A 19,537-nucleotide genomic window follows, 5' to 3' on the forward strand; every position below is an offset into this window, starting at 1 on the left:
GCCCCAGGCCACGGCGGTGGCCGGGAGTCCGTCTGCCCGCCGCCGGCGGGCCAGCGCGTCCAGCGCGGCGTTCGCGGCGGCGTAGTTGCCCTGCCCGGCGGCGCCGAGCGTCCCGGCGACCGAGGTGAACAGGACGAACGCGTCGAGGTCGATGCCGGCGGTGAGGTCGTGCAGGTTCTCCGCCGCGTCCAGTTTGGACCGCAGGACGGCGCGGAACGCAGCCGGTGCCAGCCCGTCTAGCACCCCGTCCTCGACCACGCCCGCCGCGTGGAACACGGCGGTGAGCGGCAGGTCGGCCGGAACCCCGGCGAGCACGGCGGCGAGTGCGTCGCGGTCGGCGGCGTCGCAGGCTGCGACGGTGACCCGGGCGCCCAGTCCGGTCAGCTCGGCGACCAGTTCCCCGGCGCCGGGGGCGGCGTCGCCGCGGCGGCTGGTCAGCACCAGGTGCTCGGCACCCGCACCGGCCAGCCACCGGGCGAGGTGGCCACCCAGGGCGCCGGTGCCGCCGACGACCAGCACGGTGCCGGACGGGCGGTAGCCGCCGACCGGCCCGCCGGCGGGCAGCGGTGCACGCACGATCCGGCGTGCGAGCAGGCCGGCGGGACCCGCCGACACCTGGTCCTCGCCGCTGTCTCCGGTGAGCACCGCGGCGAGCCCGCGCACGGCGTCCAGGTCGACGTCCCGGTCCTCCGCTGGCAGGTCCACGAGCCCGCCCCAGGTCTCGGGGTGTTCGAGCGCGGCGACCCTGCCCAGTCCCCAGACCGCTGCCGCCGCCGGGTCGGACCCGGCGTCCCGGGTGAGGCACCACAGCTTCGCGGGCACCCCGGCGTCGCCGAGGGCCTGCAGTGCGGTCGTGGTCGCGGCCAGCGCGGTGTCCGCGTCGGCGGCACCAAGGGCCAGCAGGGACAGGACTCCGGCGAAGCCGGTGCCCAGATCACGCAGCTGAGCGGCGATGGCGTCCCGGCCGGGCTCGCCGACGACCAGCCGGACAGCCTCACCGGCCACCGCGTCGAGCAGTCCGGTCAGCCAGGCGGGCTCGCCGGCGCCCTCGGGCAGCAGCACGAGCCACCGCCCGCCGGGGGCAGGCCGGGTGGGCGGGCTCAGCGGCTGCCAGTCGACCCGGTACCGCAGACCGTCCACAGCGGACTGAGCGGGCGGCTCCGGCCAGAAGCGGTCCCGCCGGAACGGGTAGGTCGGCAGGTCGAGCCGGCCGCTTCCGGCGAAGAAACCCGTCCAGTCGACGGTCACCCCGCGGGTGTGCAGCCCGGCCAGCGCGCCGAGCAGGACCGGCACCTCCGGGCGGTCCCGGCGCAGCACCGGGAGGAACCCGGTGCCCGCCTCGGTCAGCTGCTCGACGGTTTCCCTGGCCAGGCCGGACAGCGTGCCGTCGGCGCCCAGTTCCAGGAACGTGGTCACGCCCTTGCCGGACAGCCAGGACACGGCGTCGGCGAACCGGACCGGCCTGCGCACCTGGCCGACCCAGTAGTCCGGGTCGCACAGCTGCCCTGCCGTGGCGGGCTCGCCGGTCACCGTGGATACGACCGTCAGCCGCGGCTGCTGGTAGGTCACGCTCCTGGCGACCGCGGCGTAGTCGTCGAGCATGGGGTCCATCAGCGGCGAGTGGAAGGCGTGGCTCACCGGGAGCCGCCGGGTCCGGTGTCCCGCGGCCGTGAGCCGGGCGGCGAGGTCCAGCGTCGCGTCCTCGTCGCCGGCGACGACCACCGAGGACGGCGCGTTGAGCGAGGCGATGGCGACCCGGTCACCGTCGAGGCAGGCGAGCACCTCCTCCTCGCCTGCCCGCACCGCGACCATCGCCCCGCCTTCGGGCAGGGCCTGCATCAGCCGGGCCCGCGCGGCGACCAGCGTGCACGCGTCGGGCAGGGACAGCACGCCTGCCACGTGCGCGGCGGCCAGTTCACCGATGGAGTGCCCCGCCAGGTAGTCCGGCCGCACACCCCACGACTCGACGAGGCGGAACAGCGCCACCTCCAGCGCGAACAACGCGGGCTGGGTGTAGCCGGTCCGGTCCAGCGATGCGGCCTCGGCGCTGCCCGGCTCGGCGAACAGGACCTCCCGCAGCGGGCGGTCCAGCTCCGGGTCGAACCGGGCGAGCACCTCGTCCAGTGCCGTGGCGAACACGGTGAACCGGTCGTACAGCTCGCGGCCCATCCCCGGCCGCTGCGAGCCCTGCCCGCCGAACAGGAACGCGGTCCGCCCGCGCCCGGCTCGCGCGGTGAGCAGGCCGGCCGCCAGGCTGCCGTCACGCAGGGCGGCCAGCCCGTGCGTCAGCTCGTCGCGGTCGGCGGCGACGACCGCGGCCCGGTGCTCGAACGCCGACCGGGTGGTGGCCAGCGCGGCGGCGAACGTGCCGAGCGGCACGCCGGGGTTGTCGTCCAGATAGGACAGCAGCCGGCCGGCCTGTGCCCGCAGCGTGCCCTCGTCGCGTGCGGAGACCAGCACGGGAACGGGGCCGGGCACCGGCTCCGCCGGGTTCTCGGCGGGCCCGTCCGGTGCCTGTTCCAGGATCAGGTGCGCGTTGGTGCCGCTGAGCCCGAACGAGGACACCGCCGCGCGCCGCGGCCTGCCGGTCTCCGGCCACTCGGCCGGCTCGGTGAGCAGCTCGATCGACCCGGCCGTCCAGTCCACGTGTGTCGACGGCGTGTCCACGTGCAGGGTGCGGGGCAGCACACCGTGCCGCAGTGCCTGCACCATCTTGATCACGCCGGCGACCCCGGACGCCATCTGGGTGTGGCCGATGTTGGACTTCACCGAACCCAGCAGCAGCGGCCGCTCCCGGTCCTGACCGTAGGTCGCCAGCAACGCCTGCGCCTCGATCGGATCACCCAGCGCGGTACCGGTCCCGTGCCCCTCGACGGCGTCCACATCGGACGGGCCGAGCCCCGCCTCGGCGAGCGCGGCGGTGATGACCCGCTGCTGTGCGGGACCGTTGGGTGCGGTGAGGCCGTTCGAGGCGCCGTCGGAGTTGATGGCACTGCCCCGCAGCACCGCCAGTACCCGGTGCCCGTTGTCCCGGGCGTCGGAGAGCCGTTCGAGCAGGACGAGCCCGACCCCTTCGGCCAGCGTCATCCCGTCGGCGGTGTCGGCGTAGGCCTTGCACCGGCCGTCCCTGGCCAGTGCACGCTGGCGGCTGAATCCGATGAACGCGCCCGGCGTGGCCATGATGCTGACGCCGCCTGCGAGGGCGAGGTCGCTCTCCCCTGTGGCCAGCGACCGGGCGGCCAGGTGCAGGGCGACCAGCGACGACGAGCAGGCGGTGTCGAGCGTGATCGCCGGCCCTTCGAGACCGAACAGGTAGGCCAGCCTGCCGGAGAGCACGCTGGGCAGCGTGCCGGTGATCTGGTGGCCTTCGGCGTTGTCCACGGCGGACACGGCGGCGCCGTAGTCCTGGTAGCTGGCACCGACGAAGGTGCCGGTCCGACTGCCCCGCAGGCGGTGCGGGTCGATGCCGGCGCGCTCGAAGGCCTCCCAGGCGGTGGTCAGCAGCAACCGCTGCTGCGGGTCCATGAGCAGCGCTTCCCTCGGCGACACCCCGAAGAAGCCGGGGTCGAACTCGGCGGCGTCGTGCAGGAACCCGCCCTGCACCGAGTAGGTCCGGCCGGCGCGGTCCGGGTCGGGGTCGTGCAGCTCCCCGGCCTGCCAGCCGCGGTCGGCCGGGAACGGGGTGATCGCGTCCGTTCCCTCGCTGATCAGCTCCCACAGCTGTTCCGGTGAACTCACCCCGCCCGGGTACCGGCAGCTCATCGCGACGATCGCGATCGGCTCACCGGCGACCGCGCCGGACACCGGGGCGGTCACCACCGGCGCCGCCGCACCGGCCAGCTCGGCGAGCAGGAACTCGGCCAGCGCGACCGGGCTCGGGTGGTCGAACACCATCGTGGCGGGCAGGGTGAGGCCGGTGCCGGCGGCGATCCGGTTACGCAGGTCGACGGCGGTCACCGAGTCGAAACCGGCGTCGCGGAAGGCACCCCGCTCGGGCAGTGCCTCGGCGGTGCCGTGCCCGAGCACGGCGGCCGCCTCGGCCCGCACCAGGTCCAGTACCTCGCGTTCCCGCTCGGCCTGCGGCAGCTCACGCAGCCGCTCGGCCAGTTCGCCCAGCCGCCCGGTCGCGGCTGGCGACCGCTCGGCCTCGGCCAGCCCGCGCACGGCGGGGATCTCGGCGAACAGCCGGGTTTCCCGGGCCGCAGTGTAGACCGGGTGGTACTGCTCCCAGTCCACGTCGGCCACGGCGACCGTGGTCTCGTCGCCGTCGAGGACCCGGCCGAACGCGGTCAGCGCCAGCCCGGGGTCCATGAACTCCAGGCCGCTGCGGCGGATCTGGCTCGGGTCGACCCTGCCCAGTTCCAGGTCGTCCGCCCAGATTCCCCAGGACAGGGCGGTGGCGGTGAGACCGCGGGCCCGGCGCCGCTGTGCCAGGGCGTGCAGGTAGGCGTTGCCCGCGACGTAGGCGGCGTGCTGTCCGGTGCCCCACATCCCGGCCACGGACGAGAACAGGACGAACGCGTCGAGGTCGTCGGCGTCGAACGTGGCGTCCAGGTTGCGGGCACCGGCCACCTTCGCGTCCAGGACACCGGCGAAGGCACCCAGGTCGGAGTCGTCGATGGAGGCCAGCTCGATGACCGCGGCGGCGTGGATGACCGTGCGGATCTCGTGGCCGCCGGCACGCAGCCGGTCACGCAGCGCCGTGACGGCCGCCGGGTCGGTGACGTCGCACGCGACCACCTCGGCCGCCGTGCCGAGCGTGTCCAGCTCGGCCACCAGTTCCACGGCCCTCGGCGAGTCCGGGCCGCTCCTGCCGACCAGCACCAGCCGTTCGGCGCCACGGCCGGCGAGCCAGCGGGCGACGTGCGGGCCCAGCGTGCCCGTGCCGCCGGTGATCAGCGTGGTGCCGCGGGGCGTCCACCGCCGGACGGCCGCCGGGGCCGGGGCGGGCAGCACCCGCCGGGCGAGCAGGCCGGTGTCGCGTACGGCGAGCTGGTCCTCCCCGGTGGTGCCGGCGAGCGCGGTGGCCAGCCGCCGCGCGGCCGCCGGGCCGAGCGCGGGCGGCAGGTCGATCACGCCGCCCCAGCGCCGCGGGTGTTCCAGCGCCGCGGTCCAGGCGAGGCCGTGCACCATGGCCTGTACCGGGCTGGTCACCTCGTCGGAGTCGCCGGCCGCGACGGCACCCCGGGTCAGGCACCACAGCGGCGCCCCGACCCCGGCGTCGCCGAGCGCCTGCACGAGCGTGATCGTCGTGGCGAGGCCGGCGGGCAGCACCGGGTGGTGCGTGCCGGGCCGCTCGTCGAGCCCCAGCAGCGAGACGATCCCCGTCACCTCGGTTCCGGCCAGCTGCCCGGCCAGTGCCGCCCGGTCGGCCGCCACGACCTCCAGGCGCCGCACCTCGGCGCCGTGTCCGGTGAGCGCGGCCTCGACGTCGGCACCGTCGGCGCCCTCCGGTGTGACCAGCAGCCAGGTACCGGTCAGCGTGACGGCCGGGCCCGCCGCCACCGGTGTCCAGCCTGCCCGGTACCGCCAGGAGTCCACTGTGGACTCAGCGGCCCGGTCGCGGCGCCAGGCCGACAGGGCGGGCAGCACGGCGGCCAGCGCCTGCTCGTCGACCCGCAGGTCGGCGGCGAGCGTGGCGGGGTCGGCTTCCTCGATGGCCGTCCACGTGCCGTCGGCCGGGGCGGTGTCCCCTGGCGACGGGGGCATGACCCAGTAGGAGTCGCGCTGGAAGGCGTAGGTCGGCAGGTCCAGCACCCGGCCGCCGGCCACCGCGGTGGCCCAGTCGGCCGGGACACCGCGGACGAACACCTCCGCCAGCGAGGTCAGCACGCGGTCGAGGCCGCCGTCGTCGCGGCGCAGCGTCCCGGCGACGACGACCGGCTCGCCCGCGCGGAGCTGCTCGTCGGCGGTCTCCTGAACGGCGAACGTCAGCACGGGGTGCGGGCTCACCTCGACGAAGGCGCGGTGCCCCCCGGCGAGCAGGGCGCGGATCGCGGACTCGAACGCGACCGTCCGGCGCAGGTTGCGGTACCAGTACCCGGCGTCCATGCCGGTGGTGTCCAGCAGGTCGCCGGTCAGGGTGGAGTAGAGCGGGATCTCGGCCGCCGCCGGGTTCAGCGGGGCCAGCTCCGCGAGCAGTTCGTCCTCCAGCTCGCCCACCTGCGCGGAGTGCGAGGCGTAGTCCACCGCGACCCGCCGGACCCGTACCCCGGCGGCGGACAGCTCGGCGAACAGGGCGTCCAGTGCCTCCGGCGCACCCGACACGACCACCGAGCCGGGGCTGTTCACCGCGGCCACCGACACCTGGTCGCCGTAGGGGCGCAGCCGGTCCTCGGCCTCGGCGGCCGGCAACGCGACCGACATCATCCCGCCCGCCCCGGCGAGCCGGCGCGCGATGGCCTGGCTGCGCAGCGCCACCACCCGGGCACCGTCCTCGAGGGACAGTGCGCCGGCGACGACGGCGGCCGCGATCTCGCCCTGGGAGTGCCCGACGACGGCGTCCGGCCGCACGCCGCAGGAACGCCACAGCGCGGCCAGCGAGACCATCACCGCGAACGACACCGGCTGCACCACGTCCACCCGATCCAGCGACGGGGCGTCCCCGGCCTGCCGCAGGACGTCGGTCAGGGACCAGTCCACGAACTCGCCCAGCGCGGCCGCGCACTCGGCGATCCGCTCGGCGAACACCGGCGACTCGGCCAGCAGCCGGGCGCCCATCCCGGTCCACTGGGCACCCTGGCCGGGGAAGACGAACACGGTCGGGCCGTCGATGTCGGCGGTGCCGGTGACGACGCCCTGGCCGGGGCCGTCCCCGGCCAGCCCGGCCAGTCCCCCGGCCAGCTCCGCCCCCGAGGTGCCGAGCACGACGGCCCGGTTCTCGAACAGCGAACGGGTGGTGACCAGCGAACGGGCGACGTCGAGCGGGGCGGGCTCCTGGCTGTCCACAAAGGACAACAGCGAGGCCGCCTGTGCACGCAACGCGGCCGGGCCACGCCCGGACAGGACCCACGGGACGACGATCGGCTCCACCGGTGGCGGCGCGACGGCCGGTTCGGCAGGCGGGGCCTCCTCCAGGATCAGGTGGGCGTTGGTGCCGCTGATGCCGAACGAGGAGACCGCGCACCGCCGCGGCCGGTCACCCGCCGGCCAGGCGACCGGTTCGGCGAGCAGTGCCACCGTGCCGTCGCTCCAGTCGATGTGCGAGGACGGGCGGTCGACGTGCAGCGTGCTGGGCAGCATGCCGCGGCGCAGCGCCATCACCATCTTGATCACGCTGGCCACCCCGGCGGCGGACTGGGTGTGGCCGATGTTGGACTTGACCGACCCGAGCCACAGCGGCCGCCGTGGATCGCGGCCGTCCCCGTAGGTCGCCTGCAGTGCGCCCGCTTCGATCGGGTCGCCGAGCGCGGTGCCCGTGCCGTGTGCCTCCACCGCGTCGATGTCGGCCGTGGACAGGTGGGCGTTGGCCAGCGCCTGCCGGATGACCCGCTGCTGGGACTGGCCGTTGGGTGCGGTGAGGCCGTTGGAGGCGCCGTCGGAGTTGATCGCCGCGCCGCGGACGAGGGCCAGCACCGGATGGCCGTTGCGCCGCGCGTCGGACAGCCGCTCCAGCACCACGATGCCGACGCCCTCGGACAGCGCCATGCCGTCGGCGTCGTCGGAGAACGCCTTCGACCGGCCGTCGGCGGCGAGTGCGCGCTGGCGGCTGAAGGCGACGAACGGGTCGGGTGTCGTCATCACGGTCACGCCGCCCGCGACGGCGAGCGAGCTCTCCCCGTCCCGCAGCGACCGGGCGGCCAGGTGCAGGGCCACCAGCGAGGACGAACACGCCGTGTCCACGGTGACCGCGGGCCCGCGCAGGCCGAACACGTAGGCCAGCCTGCCGGACAGCACGCTCGGGATCGTGCCGGTGATCCCGTGCCCCTCGCCGCCCTCACCGCCGCCGCCTCCGCCGTACGGGGTGTAGCTGGAACCGATGAAGGTGCCGGTCAGGCTGTCGCGCAGGGAGGCGGGGTCGATCCCGGCGCGCTCGAAACACTCCCAGGTGGTCTCCAGCAGCAGGCGCTGCTGGGGCTCCATGGCCAGTGCCTCACGCGGGGAGATGCCGAAGAACCCGGGGTCGAACCGGTCGGCGTCGTGGACGAACCCGCCGCGGGTGGTGTAAGTGGCGCCGGGCCGGTCCGGGTCGGGGTCGTGGACGTAGCCGCCCTGCCAGCCGCGGCCTGCCGGGAACTCGGAGGTGGCGTCGACGCCGTCCGCGACCAGGCCCCACAGCTGCTCGGGGGTGCGGACGTCGCCGGGGAAGCGGCAGCTCATCGCGACGATCGCGATCGGGTCGTCGGACGCCGGGGCGGCGGCGACCGGCGCGGTCGCCGCGGGGCTCGCGCCAAGCAGTTCGGTCCGCAGGAACCGGGCCAGCGTCAGCGGGTCGGGGTGGTCGAACACCAGCGTGGCAGGCAGCGGCCTGCCGGTCAGCGCGCGCAGCCGTCCGCGCAGCTCGACCGCGGTCAGCGAGTCGAACCCGGCGTCGCGGAACGCACGCCGCTCGGGCAGCCCGTCCGGCCGGTCGTGGCCGAGTACCGCCGCCGCCTCGGCCCGTACCAGCCCGACCAGCAGCCGTTCCTGCTCCGCCTCGGTCAGCCCGGCCAGCCTACCGGCGAGTTCGGAGGTGGCGGCGGGCGCCTGGTCCTCGGCCAGCGCGGCCACCTCGGGCAGGTCGCCGATCAGCGGGCTGGGCCGGGCCGCGGTGAAGACCGGCGCGTAGCGGGCCCAGTCGACACCGGCGACGGTGACCGTGGCCTCGCCTCCCGTCACCGCTTGCCACAGCGCCGCCAGCGCGGCCGCCGGGGACAGCTCGACCAGCCCGCGCCGGGTGAGCTCGGCGGAGATCGCGCCCTCGGTGGCCATCCCGGCTCCGGCCCACGGGCCGTAGGCGACCGACGTCGCGGCGAGGCCCCTGGCCCGCCGCTGCTCGGCCAGCGCGTCCAGGTAGGCGTTGGCCGCGCCGTAACCGGCGTGCGCGGCGCTGCCGAGCACCCCGGCGATCGAGCCGAACAACACGAACAGGTCCAGCTCGCGGTCATCGAGCAGGGCGTCCAGGTTGGCCGCGCCGACCGCCTTGGCCGCCAGGTCGGCGGCGAGGTCGGCCGGCCCGGTCTCGGTGAGCGGCCGCAGTTCGCTGACGCCGGCTGCGTGCACGACGCCGGTCAGCTCGTCCGCGGGAACGGCGTCGAGCACGGCACGCAGTGCCTCGCGGTCGGCGACGTCGCACGCGACGACGTCCACCTCGGCACCCAGCTCCGTCAGCTCGGCGCTCAGCTCGGCCGCGCCGGGGGCGTCCGGGCCACGCCGGCTGGTGAGGACCAGGCGCCGCGCCCCGGCTCCGGCGAGCCAGCGGGCGACCTCGGCGCCGAGGCCGCCGGTACCGCCGGTGACCAGCACGGTTCCACGGACCACCGGGTCGGTGGCGGGTTCGCCTGCCGGGTGGCGGACCAGGCGGCGGCCGAACACGGCGGGCGTGCGGATCGCGAGCTGGTCCTCGCCGTCGCGGCCGGCCAGCACGCCGGCCAGCCGGGCGGCGTCGGCCGGACCGGGGACGGGTGGCAGGTCGATCAGGCCGCCCCACCGGCGTGGGTGTTCCAGCGCCGCCGCGCGGCCCAGTCCCCACACCGCCGCCTGGTGCGGCGCCGGTGGCGGGTCGTCCGGCCCGGTGCTCACCGCGCCCCGCGTCACCGTCCACAGTGGAATTTCGAGGTCGTTCTCGGCGAGCGTGCGGACCAGGGCCGCCGTCGCCGCCGGCCCGGCCGTCAGCTCCGGGTGCTCGCCGAGCGCGACCGTGGACAGCACGCCGGTCACGTCCCCGGTCAGCAGCTCGCCCGCGGTTGCCGGATCGGCCTCGCGGACCTCCGCACCGTGCGCCCGCAGCGCCTCGGCCAGCCAGGCGTCCGCCTCCGCGGTGTGCCCGACGAGCAGCCAGGTGCCGTCCAGCCGGGGTGCGGCAGGCACCCGCACGGGCCGCCAGGTGACCCGGTACCGCGACGCGTCCGCCGGGCCGGCGGCCGGGACGGCACGCGGCCAGAAGACCTCGCGCTGGAAGGGATAGGTGGGCAGGTCCAGCACCCGGGCACCGGAACCGGCGAAGTAGGCGGCCCAGTCCACCGCCGCGCCACGCACGTGCAGCCGGGCCAGCGCACCGGTCAGCGCGGACTCCTCGTCCCGGCCGGTCCGCAGGCTCGCCACGACGGTGACGTCCTCGCCGAGGGTGTCGGCGATCATGGCGGACAGCGCCCCGCCGGGGCCGACCTCGACGAAGGTGTCGGCGCCCAGCCCGGCCAGCGTGGTCACGGCGTCGGCGAACCGGACGGTCCGGCGGGCGTGCTCGACCCAGTACTCCGGCGAGCACAGTTGCTCGTCGGTGGCGAGGGCACCGGTCAGCGTGGAGACGACGGGCAGTACCGGCGGGGAGTAGCTCAGCCCCTCGGCCACCTCGCGCAGGTCGGCGAGCACGGCGTCCATGCGCGGCGAGTGGAAGGCGTGGCTGACCGCCAGACGCCGGGTGCGGCGTCCCCGTGCGGCGAACGACTCCGCGAGGGCGGTCACCGGCTCCTCGTCGCCGGACACCACCACGGCGTGCGGGCCGTTGACCGCGGCGAGTTCCACGCCGGGCCCCAACTCGGGCAGCACCTCGGCCTCGGTGGCCTCCACCGCCACCATCGCGCCGCCCGCGGGCAGCGCCTGCATGAGCCTGCCCCGGGCGGCGACGAGCGCGGCCGCGTCCTCTACGGTCAGCACACCGGCGACGTGGGCGGCGGCCAGCTCGCCGACCGAGTGTCCCACGAGGTGTCCTGGCCGGATCCCCCACGCCTCCAGCTGCCGGAACAGCGCCACCTCCAGTGCGAACAGGGCGGGCTGGGTCCAGCGGGTCTCGTTGATCAGCTCGTCGCCGCCGAACACGACGTCGGCGAGCGGGGCGTCCAGGTGCGGAGCCAGCGCGTCCGCGACGGCGTCGAACGCCGCGGCGAAGACGGGGAACCGCCGGTAGAGCTCGCGGCCCATGCCGGGCCGCTGGCTGCCCTGGCCGGCGAACACCATGGCGGGCCGGTCGCCGGTGACCGCCTCGTCGCGCACCACCGCGGCGTCCGGGCGGTCGTCGGCGAGGGCACCGAGCGCGCGGCGCAGGATCTCGGGGTCGCCGGTCACCACGGCCGCACGATGTTCGAACGGGGACCGGGTGGTCGCCAGGGAGAAGGCGAGGTCGGTCAGCCCGGCACCGGCCAGCGGCAGCAGCCGGGCGGCCTGGTCGCGCAACGCACCGGGCGTCCGGCCGGACAGCACCAGCGGCACCACGTCCCGGGGCTGTTCCGGCCCGGGTTCGGCCGCGGTCTCCGGCGGCACCTCCAGGATGGTGTGCGCGTTGGTGCCGCTGAACCCGAACGAGGACACCGCGGCACGCCGTGGCCTGCCGGCGTCCGGCCACGCGGCAGGCTCGGTCACCAGGTCGACCGCGCCTGCCGTCCAGTCCACCTGGCCGGAGGCGGTGCTCGCGTGCAACGTCGGCGGAACCTCGCCGTGCCGCATCGCGAGCACCATCTTGATCACGCCGGCGACCCCGGCGGCGGCCTGGGTGTGGCCGATGTTCGACTTCACCGAACCCAGCAGCAGCGGCCGCTCCCGGTCCTGACCGTAGGTCGCCAGCAACGCCTGCGCCTCGATCGGATCACCCAGCGCAGTACCGGTCCCGTGCCCCTCCACGACGTCCACATCGGACGGACCCAGCCCGGCCGCGGCGAGCGCCTGCCGGATCACCCGCTGCTGGGACAGCCCGTTGGGCGCGGTCAACCCGTTGGACGCGCCGTCGGAGTTCACCGCGGAACCCCGGACCACGGCGAGGATCCGGTGCCCGTTGCGCTCGGCGTCGGACCGCCGCTCCAGCACCAGCACGCCGACGCCCTCGGCCCAGCCGACCCCGTCGGCGGCGTCGGAGTACGCCTTGCACCGGCCGTCCGCGGACAGGCCACGCTGCCGGGAGAACTCCACGAACGCCGCGGGGGTCGACATCACCGTCACACCACCGGCCAGCGCCAGCGAGCACTCCCCCGCACGCAGTGCCTGGATCGCCCAGTGCATCGCGACCAGCGACGACGAACACGCGGTGTCCACCGTGACCGACGGCCCCTCCAGGCCGAGCACGTAGGACACCCGCCCGGACACGACGCTGGACGAGGTGCCGGTGCCGACGTGGCCCTCGAACTCCCCGCCCCGCAGCAGCGCGCTGTAGTCGGCGTACATGACGCCGGCGAACACCCCGGTCCGGCTGCCGCGCAGGCGCTGCGGGTCGATACCGGCGCGTTCGACCGCCTCCCAGGACGCCTCCAGCAGCAGCCGCTGCTGGGCGTCGGTGGCCAGCGCCTCCCTCGGGCTCATGCCGAAGAACGCCGGGTCGAACTCGCCCGCGTCGTGCAGGAACCCGCCGGAGCGGGTGTAGGAGGTGCCGGTGTGCTCGGGATCGGGATGGTAGAGCGCGTCGAGATCCCAGCCGCGGTCGGCGGGGAACCCGGTGATGGCGTCGCGGCCCTCGCTGACCAGCCGCCACAGGTCCTCGGGCGACCGCACGCCGCCCGGGTAGTGGCAGCTCATCCCGACGATCACGATCGGGTCGTCGGCGTCGGCGGTGCCGGTCGCGGTGACCGGGGTGGCGGCGCCCGCACCGGTCAGCTCGGTCAGCACGTGGCCGGCGAGCGCGGCCACGGTCGGGTAATCGAAGACCAGGGTGGCCGGCAACCGCAGGCCGGTGGCGGCCGCCAGCCGGTTACGCAGTTCGACGGCGGTCAGCGAGTCGAAGCCGAGGTCGGCCATGGCGCGGTCCGGGTCGACCGCGCGCGGGTCGGGATGCCCGAGTACCGCGGCCGCCTCCTCGCGGACCACGTCGAGCACGGCGTCGCGGTGCCGGGCCGGGTCGAGCCGGGCGAGCCGGTGCGCGAGCCCGCCACCGGCTCCCGGGCCGGTGGCCGCCGCGCGGCGGGCGGGACCGCGGACCAGGCCACGCAGCACGGCCGGGATCGCGTCGGCGGACCGGGTCGCGGCGAGATCGAACCGCACCGGTGCGACCACCGGCTCGCCGCAGGCCAGCGCGGCGTCGAACAGCTCGACCCCGCGGGCCACCGGCAACGGGGGCGTGCCGAGGCGGCGCAGCCGCTGCCCGCTCGCCTCGTCGAGCCGGGCGGTCATCCCCGCTTCGTCCGACCACGGCCCCCAGGCCAGCGACGTGCCGGGCAGCCCCTCGGCGCGGCGGCGCACCGCCAGTGCGTCCAGGAACGCGTTCCCGGCGGCGTAGTTGCCCTGCCCCGCGGCACCGACCAGGCCGGCCACCGAGGAGAAGGTCACGAACGCCGACAGCTCCAGGTGCCTGGTCAGTTCGTGCAGGTGCCATGCCGCGTCGACCTTGGGGCGCAGCACCGCGGTCAGCGCCGCCGGGGTGAGCGAGGAGACCACGCCGTCGGCGAGGACCCCGGCCGCGTGCACGACGCCGGTCACCGGCCGCGACGCCGGAACGGCCGACAGCGCCTCGGCGAGCGCGACCCGGTCGGCGACGTCGCAGGCGACCAGCTCGGGCTCCGCGCCCAGCGCACGCAGTTCGGCGGCGAGGCCGGCCGCGCCGGACGCGGCCGCTCCCCTGCGGCTGAGCAGGAGCAGGTGCCGCACGCCGTGGCGGGCGGCGAGGTGCCGGGCCAGGACGGCGCCGAGCCCGGTGGTGCCGCCGGTGATCACGACCGTGCCCGCGCCGGTCCACGGGGAGACGCCGGTGTCCGGCCCGCCGGGGCGAAGGCGGGCCAGCCGGGGGGCCAGCGGGATGCCCGCGCGGATCGCGAGCTGCGGTTCGGCGACGCCGAGCGCGCCGGGGACCCAGCCGACGTGGTCGCCGTTGTCCGGGTCGAGGTCGAGCAGGCCGAACCGGCCGGGGTGCTCGGCCTGCGCGGCGCGGACCAGGCCCCACACCGCGGCGCCGGCCGGGTCCGGCTCCTCGTCCCCCGCGGGGACGGCGCCGCGGGTGAGGAACACCAGGCGGGCGTCGGGAAAGCGTTCGTCGGCCAGCCAGTCCTGGATCCGGGACAGTGCCCCGGCGGTCAGGCCGTGGGCGGCGCCGACCCGGTCACCGCTGGCGGCGACCGGGCACAGTACCACCTCGGGTGCGGGACCGGCGGCCAGCGCGTCCAGGTCGGCGTAGGTCGCGCAGTCGGCGGCCGTGGCGAGCCCGACGGGGTCCGGGCCGAGCACGACCACCGGGCCGGTGGCCGGTTCGGCAGGGACCTCCACCCAGTCGAGGCGGAACAGGTCCCGTTCCGGCGGCGTGCTCGCCGCGGCGCCGTCGGGCGCCCGCAGCAGCAGCGAGCCGATCGACAGCACCGGCGCCCCGGTGGGGTCGCTGAGTTCGACGGCGACCGCGTCACCGGCCGGGGTGAGCCGCACCCGGGCGGCCCGGGCACCGCCCGCGTGCAGCCGCACGTCCTCCCAGGCGAACGGCAGTCCGCCACGCACGCCGCCGGCCAGCGCGGCGGTCTGCAACGCGGCGTCCAGCAACGCCGGGTGCACCCCGAACGCGGCGGCGTCCTCGGCCACCGGGGCGGGCAGGGCGACCTCGGCGAACACCTCCGCGTCCCGCCGCCAGGCCGCGGTCAGGCCCCGGAAGGCCGGTCCGTAGTCGAAACCCTCCTCGGCCAGGCCGTCGTAGAGGCCGGTCAGGTCCACCGGCTCGGCGTCCTCCGGCGGCCACCGCACGCCGTCCGGCTCCGGCCGTGGTCCCCCGGTCGCGAGGACGCCGGTGGCGTGCCGGGTCCACTCGTGGTCGTCGGCGTCGTCGGGACGGGAGAAGATGCCCAGGGCACGCTCACCGTCCGCGTCCGGCGGACCGGCCCACACCTGCACCTGGGTCCCGCCCTCGGCGGGCAGGTGCAGCGGCACCGTCATGGTCAGCTCGGCCACCCGGTCGCAGCCGACCTCGTCGCCCGCCCGGACCGCCAGCTCCAGCAGCGCGGCACCGGGCAGCAGCTCCGACCCGCCGACCACGTGATCGGCCAGCCACGGCTGGGTCCGCGGCGACAGCCGTCCGGTGAGCAGCGTGCCCTCCGAACCCGCCACCGACACCGCGGCGGACAGCAGCGGGTGGTCGGCGGCGCCGAGACCGGCGGCCCGCAGGTCGCCGGAGGCCCGGACACCGTCGCGGGGCCAGAACCGGCGACGCTGGAACGGGTACGTCGGCAGGTCCACAGTGGACGCACCGGTGCCGGCGAAGTAGGCGTCCCAGCGGACCGCGACGCCCCTGGTGTGCAGGGTGGCGGCCGCGGCGGCGATCGTCTCCACCTCGTCGCGCTCGGGTCGCAGTGCCGGCACGACGGTGACGTCCTCGCCAAGGCACTCGCGGGTGAGGGTGGCCAGCGTGCCGTCCGGGCCCAGCTCCAGGTAGGCGCCTGCCCCGTGGTCGTGCAGCCAGCCCGTGGCGTCGGCGAACCGTACGGTCGCGCGGACGTGCTCGGTCCAGTGCTCCGCCGAGGTGAGCTGCTCGATCGTCGCGGGCAGGCCGGTCAGCGTCGACACCACCGGGATCAATGGTTCGCGTGGGGACAGCCCGGCGACCACGCGCCGGAAGTCGGCGAGCATGGGGTCCATGTGCGGGGAGTGGAACGCGTGCGAGACGTGCAGCCGCCTGGTCCGCCTGCCCAGCCCGGCGAAGTGCCCGGCGATCTCGGTGACCGTGTCCTCGTCGCCGGAGAGCACCACCGACTCCGGCCCGTTGACCGCGGCCAGCCCGGCCCGGTCGCCGTGCCCGTCGAGCAGCGGCAGCACCTCGGCCTCGGACGCGTCGACCGCGACCATGGCGCCGCCGGCGGGCAGCGCGTGCATCAGGCGCCCGCGCGCGGCGACCAGCGTCGCGGCGTCGGGCAGTGACAGCACGCCCGCGACGTGCGCGGCGGTCACCTCGCCGATCGAGTGCCCGGCGACGAAGTCCGGGACGATCCCCCACGACTCGACCAGCCGGTACAGCGCGGTCTCGACCGCGAACAACGCGGGCTGCGCGTGCACGGTGTGTGCCAGTTCCGCGGCGTCGGAGCCCCAGAGCACCTCGCGCAGCGGGACGTCCAGGTGCCTGTCGAGTTCGGCCAGTACCGCGTCCAGTGCCTCGGCGAACACGCCGAACCGCCGGTACAGCTCGCGGCCCATGCCGAGCCGTTGCGTGCCCTGGCCCGCGAACAGCACGGCGAGCCGGGGGCGGCCACGCACGACGCCCTCGGCGAGCCCGCGTCCCCGCGCGATGGCAGCCAGTCCGGCCAGCGCGGTGTCCCGGTCGGCCGCGACCACCGCCGCGCGGTGTTCCAGCGACGCGCGGGAGCCGGCCAGTGAGCGGGCCAGGCCGGTCAGGTCCAGTTCGGGCCGTTGCTCCACAGTGGACAGCAGGTCGGCCGCCCTGGCCCGCAGGGCGGCCTCGCCGCGTGCGGAGACCAGCAACGGGACCGGGCCGGACAGGGTCTCCCGCTCCGCCGGCTGTTCCTCGGCCTGCTCCACGATGACGTGGGCGTTGGTGCCGGACAGCCCGAACGAGGACACCCCGGCCCGGCGTGGCTGACCGGTCTCCGGCCACGGGGTGTTCTCGGTGAGCAGCCGGACGGTGCCCGGCGACCAGTCCACATGGGACGTCGGCCGGTCGACGTGCAGGGTCTTCGGCAGGACCCCGTTGCGGATCGCCATGACCATCTTGATGACCCCGGCGACCCCGGCCGCCGCCTGGGTGTGGCTGATGTTCGACTTCACCGACCCGAGCAGCAGCGGCCGCCGCGGGTCGCGGTTGCGGCCGTAGGCCGCCAGCAGCGCCTCGGCTTCCACCGGGTCGCCGAGCGGGGTGGCGCTGCCGTGTGCCTCGACGGCGTCCACCTGGTCCGCGGCCAGCCGTGCGTCGACCAGCGCCTGTTCGATCACCCGCTCCTGGGACGGGCCGTTGGGCGCGGTGAGCCCGTTGGACGCGCCGTCGGAGTTGATCGCCGAGCCCCGCAGCACGGCCAGCACCTGGTGCCCGTTGCGCCGTGCCTCGGACAGCCGCTCCAGCACCAGTACGCCGACGCCCTCGGCGAGACCGGTGCCGTTGGCCGAGTCGGCGAACGACCGGCAGAAGCCGTCGGCGGTCAGCCCGCCCTGGCGGCTGAACTCGACGAAGGTCAGCGGGCTGGGCAGCACCGTCACACCGCCGGCCAGCGCCAGCGAGCACTCGCCCGCCCGCAGCGCCCGCGCCGCCAGGTGCAGTGCCACCAGCGAGGACGAGCACGCCGTGTCCACGGTCAGCACCGGGCCGACCAGGCCGAGCACGTAGGCTACGCGTCCGGAAAGGACACTGCTGGTGGTGGCGGTGAGACCGTAGCCGTCGGCGTTGTCGTCCGGACCGGCCCAGTAGTCCTGCGGGATGGCGCCGACGAACACCCCGGTCTGGCTGCCCCGGATCGTCAGCGGGTCGATCCCGGCCCGCTCCAGCGCCTCCCAGGTCGTCTCCAGCAGCACCCGCTGCTGGGGGTCCATCGCCAGCGCCTCGCGTGGCGAGATGCCGAAGAAGTCGGCGTCGAACGTGGTGGCGTCGTGCAGGAAACCGCCGGACAGCGACGCCGAGGACTCCAGCGCCTCGACCGACCAGCCGCGGTCGTCCGGCATCGCCGTGATGCCGTGCTCGCCCGCCTCCACCATGCGCCACAGGTCCTCGGGGCTCGCGGCCCCGCCGGGGAAGCGGCAGCCCATCCCGACGATCGCGATGGGCTCGTGCGCGGCCGATTCCAGCTCCTGCAGGCGTGACCTGGTCCGGCGCAGGTCGGCACTCGCCCGCTGCAGGTAGTCGCGGAGGCGGTCCTCGTTGCTCGCGGCGCTGTCTCGGGTCATGGGTTACCAGGCCACCGGGAGGCTGGACAGGGTGGACGCCAGGCGTTGCGGGTCGTCCTCGCCGCGGGCGCCGAGTTCCTCCCGCGGGATCGCCAGGCGCAGCGTCGGCACCCGGTCGAGCAGCAGGCTGAACACGATGCGCAGCTCCAGCCGCGCCAGCGAGGCGCCCACGCAGTGCCACACGCCGTGCGCGAAGGTCAGGTGGTTGTTCGGCGCGCGGTGGAAGTCGATCTCGTCCGGGGCGTCGAAGGCACGCGGGTCGTAGTTGGCCATGGCGAAGTCCGGCAGCACCAGGTCACCGGCGCGGATGGTCACGCCGCACATCTCGATGTCCTCGTAGGCGTAGTGCGGCTGCCAGCCGCCGCCGAAATTGGCCGTGCGCAACAGTTCCTCGACCGCCCCGTCGATGAGGTCCGGGTCGGCGGTCAGTTGCGCGCGCAGGTCCGGCCGGGTCAGCAGCCGGGCCATTCCGTTGCTGATGTGGGACGAGACGCTCTCGTGCCCGGCGAACACCAGCAGGCAGGCGGTGGTCGCGGCGATCGCGTCCGAGCAGCCGGGAATGGCGGCGACGGTGGAGAGCACGTCGTCAGCGGGTGCGGACCGCTTGCGCGCGGTCAGGTCCATCAGGTAGCCGAAGAAGTCCGCCTGACCGGAGTCGTCGCCGACCAGGTGCATCCGGTCGAGCAGGGCGGCGAAGTGGTCGCGCTCGTCCTCGGGAACGCCCATCAGCTCGCACAGCACGACCAGTGGCACCGGCACGGAGATCGCCGCCTGCAGGTCCACCGGCGGTGTCCTGGCGAGCATCCGGTCGATCGCCTCGTGCACGATCCTCTCGACCTTGGGCCGCAGCGCGGTCATTTTCTTGTGGGTGAACAACGGCATGAGCAGCGAGCGCTGCTGGGCGTGCACGTCGTAGGGGTGGGCGTCGCCGCCGCCCGTGCCGCCGGCGATCATGCGGAAGATCGGGTTGTCGGTGAACTGCGCGGCGTCCTCGGGCTTGGGGTGGGTCCGGACGAGCCTGCGGTCGAGCATGAGCTTCCTGACCTCGTCGGCGCCGAGCACCAGCCAGGCCTCGTCCCCGGTCTCCGTGCGTACCCGCCAGATCGGCTTGCGCTCCTGCATGGAACGCAACACGGGGTTCTCACCGAGTGCGGGCGAGCGCAGGGACTCCAGGGCGGGCAGTTCCTCTGACACTGTCATTGTCAGTCCACCTTCTCGGCTCACTCGGGGTTCGTTGCGAGTTTCGTCCGGCGCCGGTCGGGAAATCCCTAGAGTGACCAGCGCGTGGCGCGAATGCCGTGGAGCGTGAAGTTGGCGTGCGGGAGCGTGGGACTCGCGTGCACGAAGGTGGGACTCGCGGGTCCGTGCCGCGAGAGGGACATCTCACGGTATGAACTCCACGCTCGTGCACGCGAACTCCGCCTTCCGGCACGCGAGTTCCACCTTCGCGCCCGCATCCCGCCGGGACCGGGCATGCCTGCCACGGACGCGCGGGCCGGCCAGCCCGGTGTTCGGTGTGAAGGCCGGGTTTCTGTCGTCTCATGTGCTGAAGGATGCTCCTATAGAGGTCAAGTGGTGTTGGTGAGCTGGGCTATGTCGGTGGTGAGGGCGCGGTAGAGCTGTC

General features: G+C 75.4%; 2 protein-coding genes (1 of these 2 cut by a window edge). Both read right to left on the reverse strand.

The annotated features are described in order from the left end of the window. Positions 1-17,913: the 5' portion of a type I polyketide synthase gene (locus tag EWH70_RS12575; protein WP_130475499.1), read on the reverse strand. It extends 5,094 nt beyond the left edge of the window; only the first 17,913 of its 23,007 coding nucleotides appear in the window; it begins with the start codon at positions 17,911-17,913; the stop codon falls past the left edge of the window. A 3-nt stretch (positions 17,914-17,916) separates the two neighbouring features. After that, the gene (locus EWH70_RS12580) at positions 17,917-19,113 is read right to left on the reverse strand and encodes a cytochrome P450 (RefSeq protein ID WP_130475500.1); all 1,197 of its coding nucleotides are present in this window, start codon (positions 19,111-19,113) and stop codon (positions 17,917-17,919) included. Between the last annotated feature and the right edge of the window lie 424 nt (positions 19,114-19,537).

The organism is Amycolatopsis suaedae, from assembly GCF_004214935.1.
Taxonomy (GTDB): Bacteria; Actinomycetota; Actinomycetes; order Mycobacteriales; family Pseudonocardiaceae; genus Amycolatopsis; species Amycolatopsis suaedae.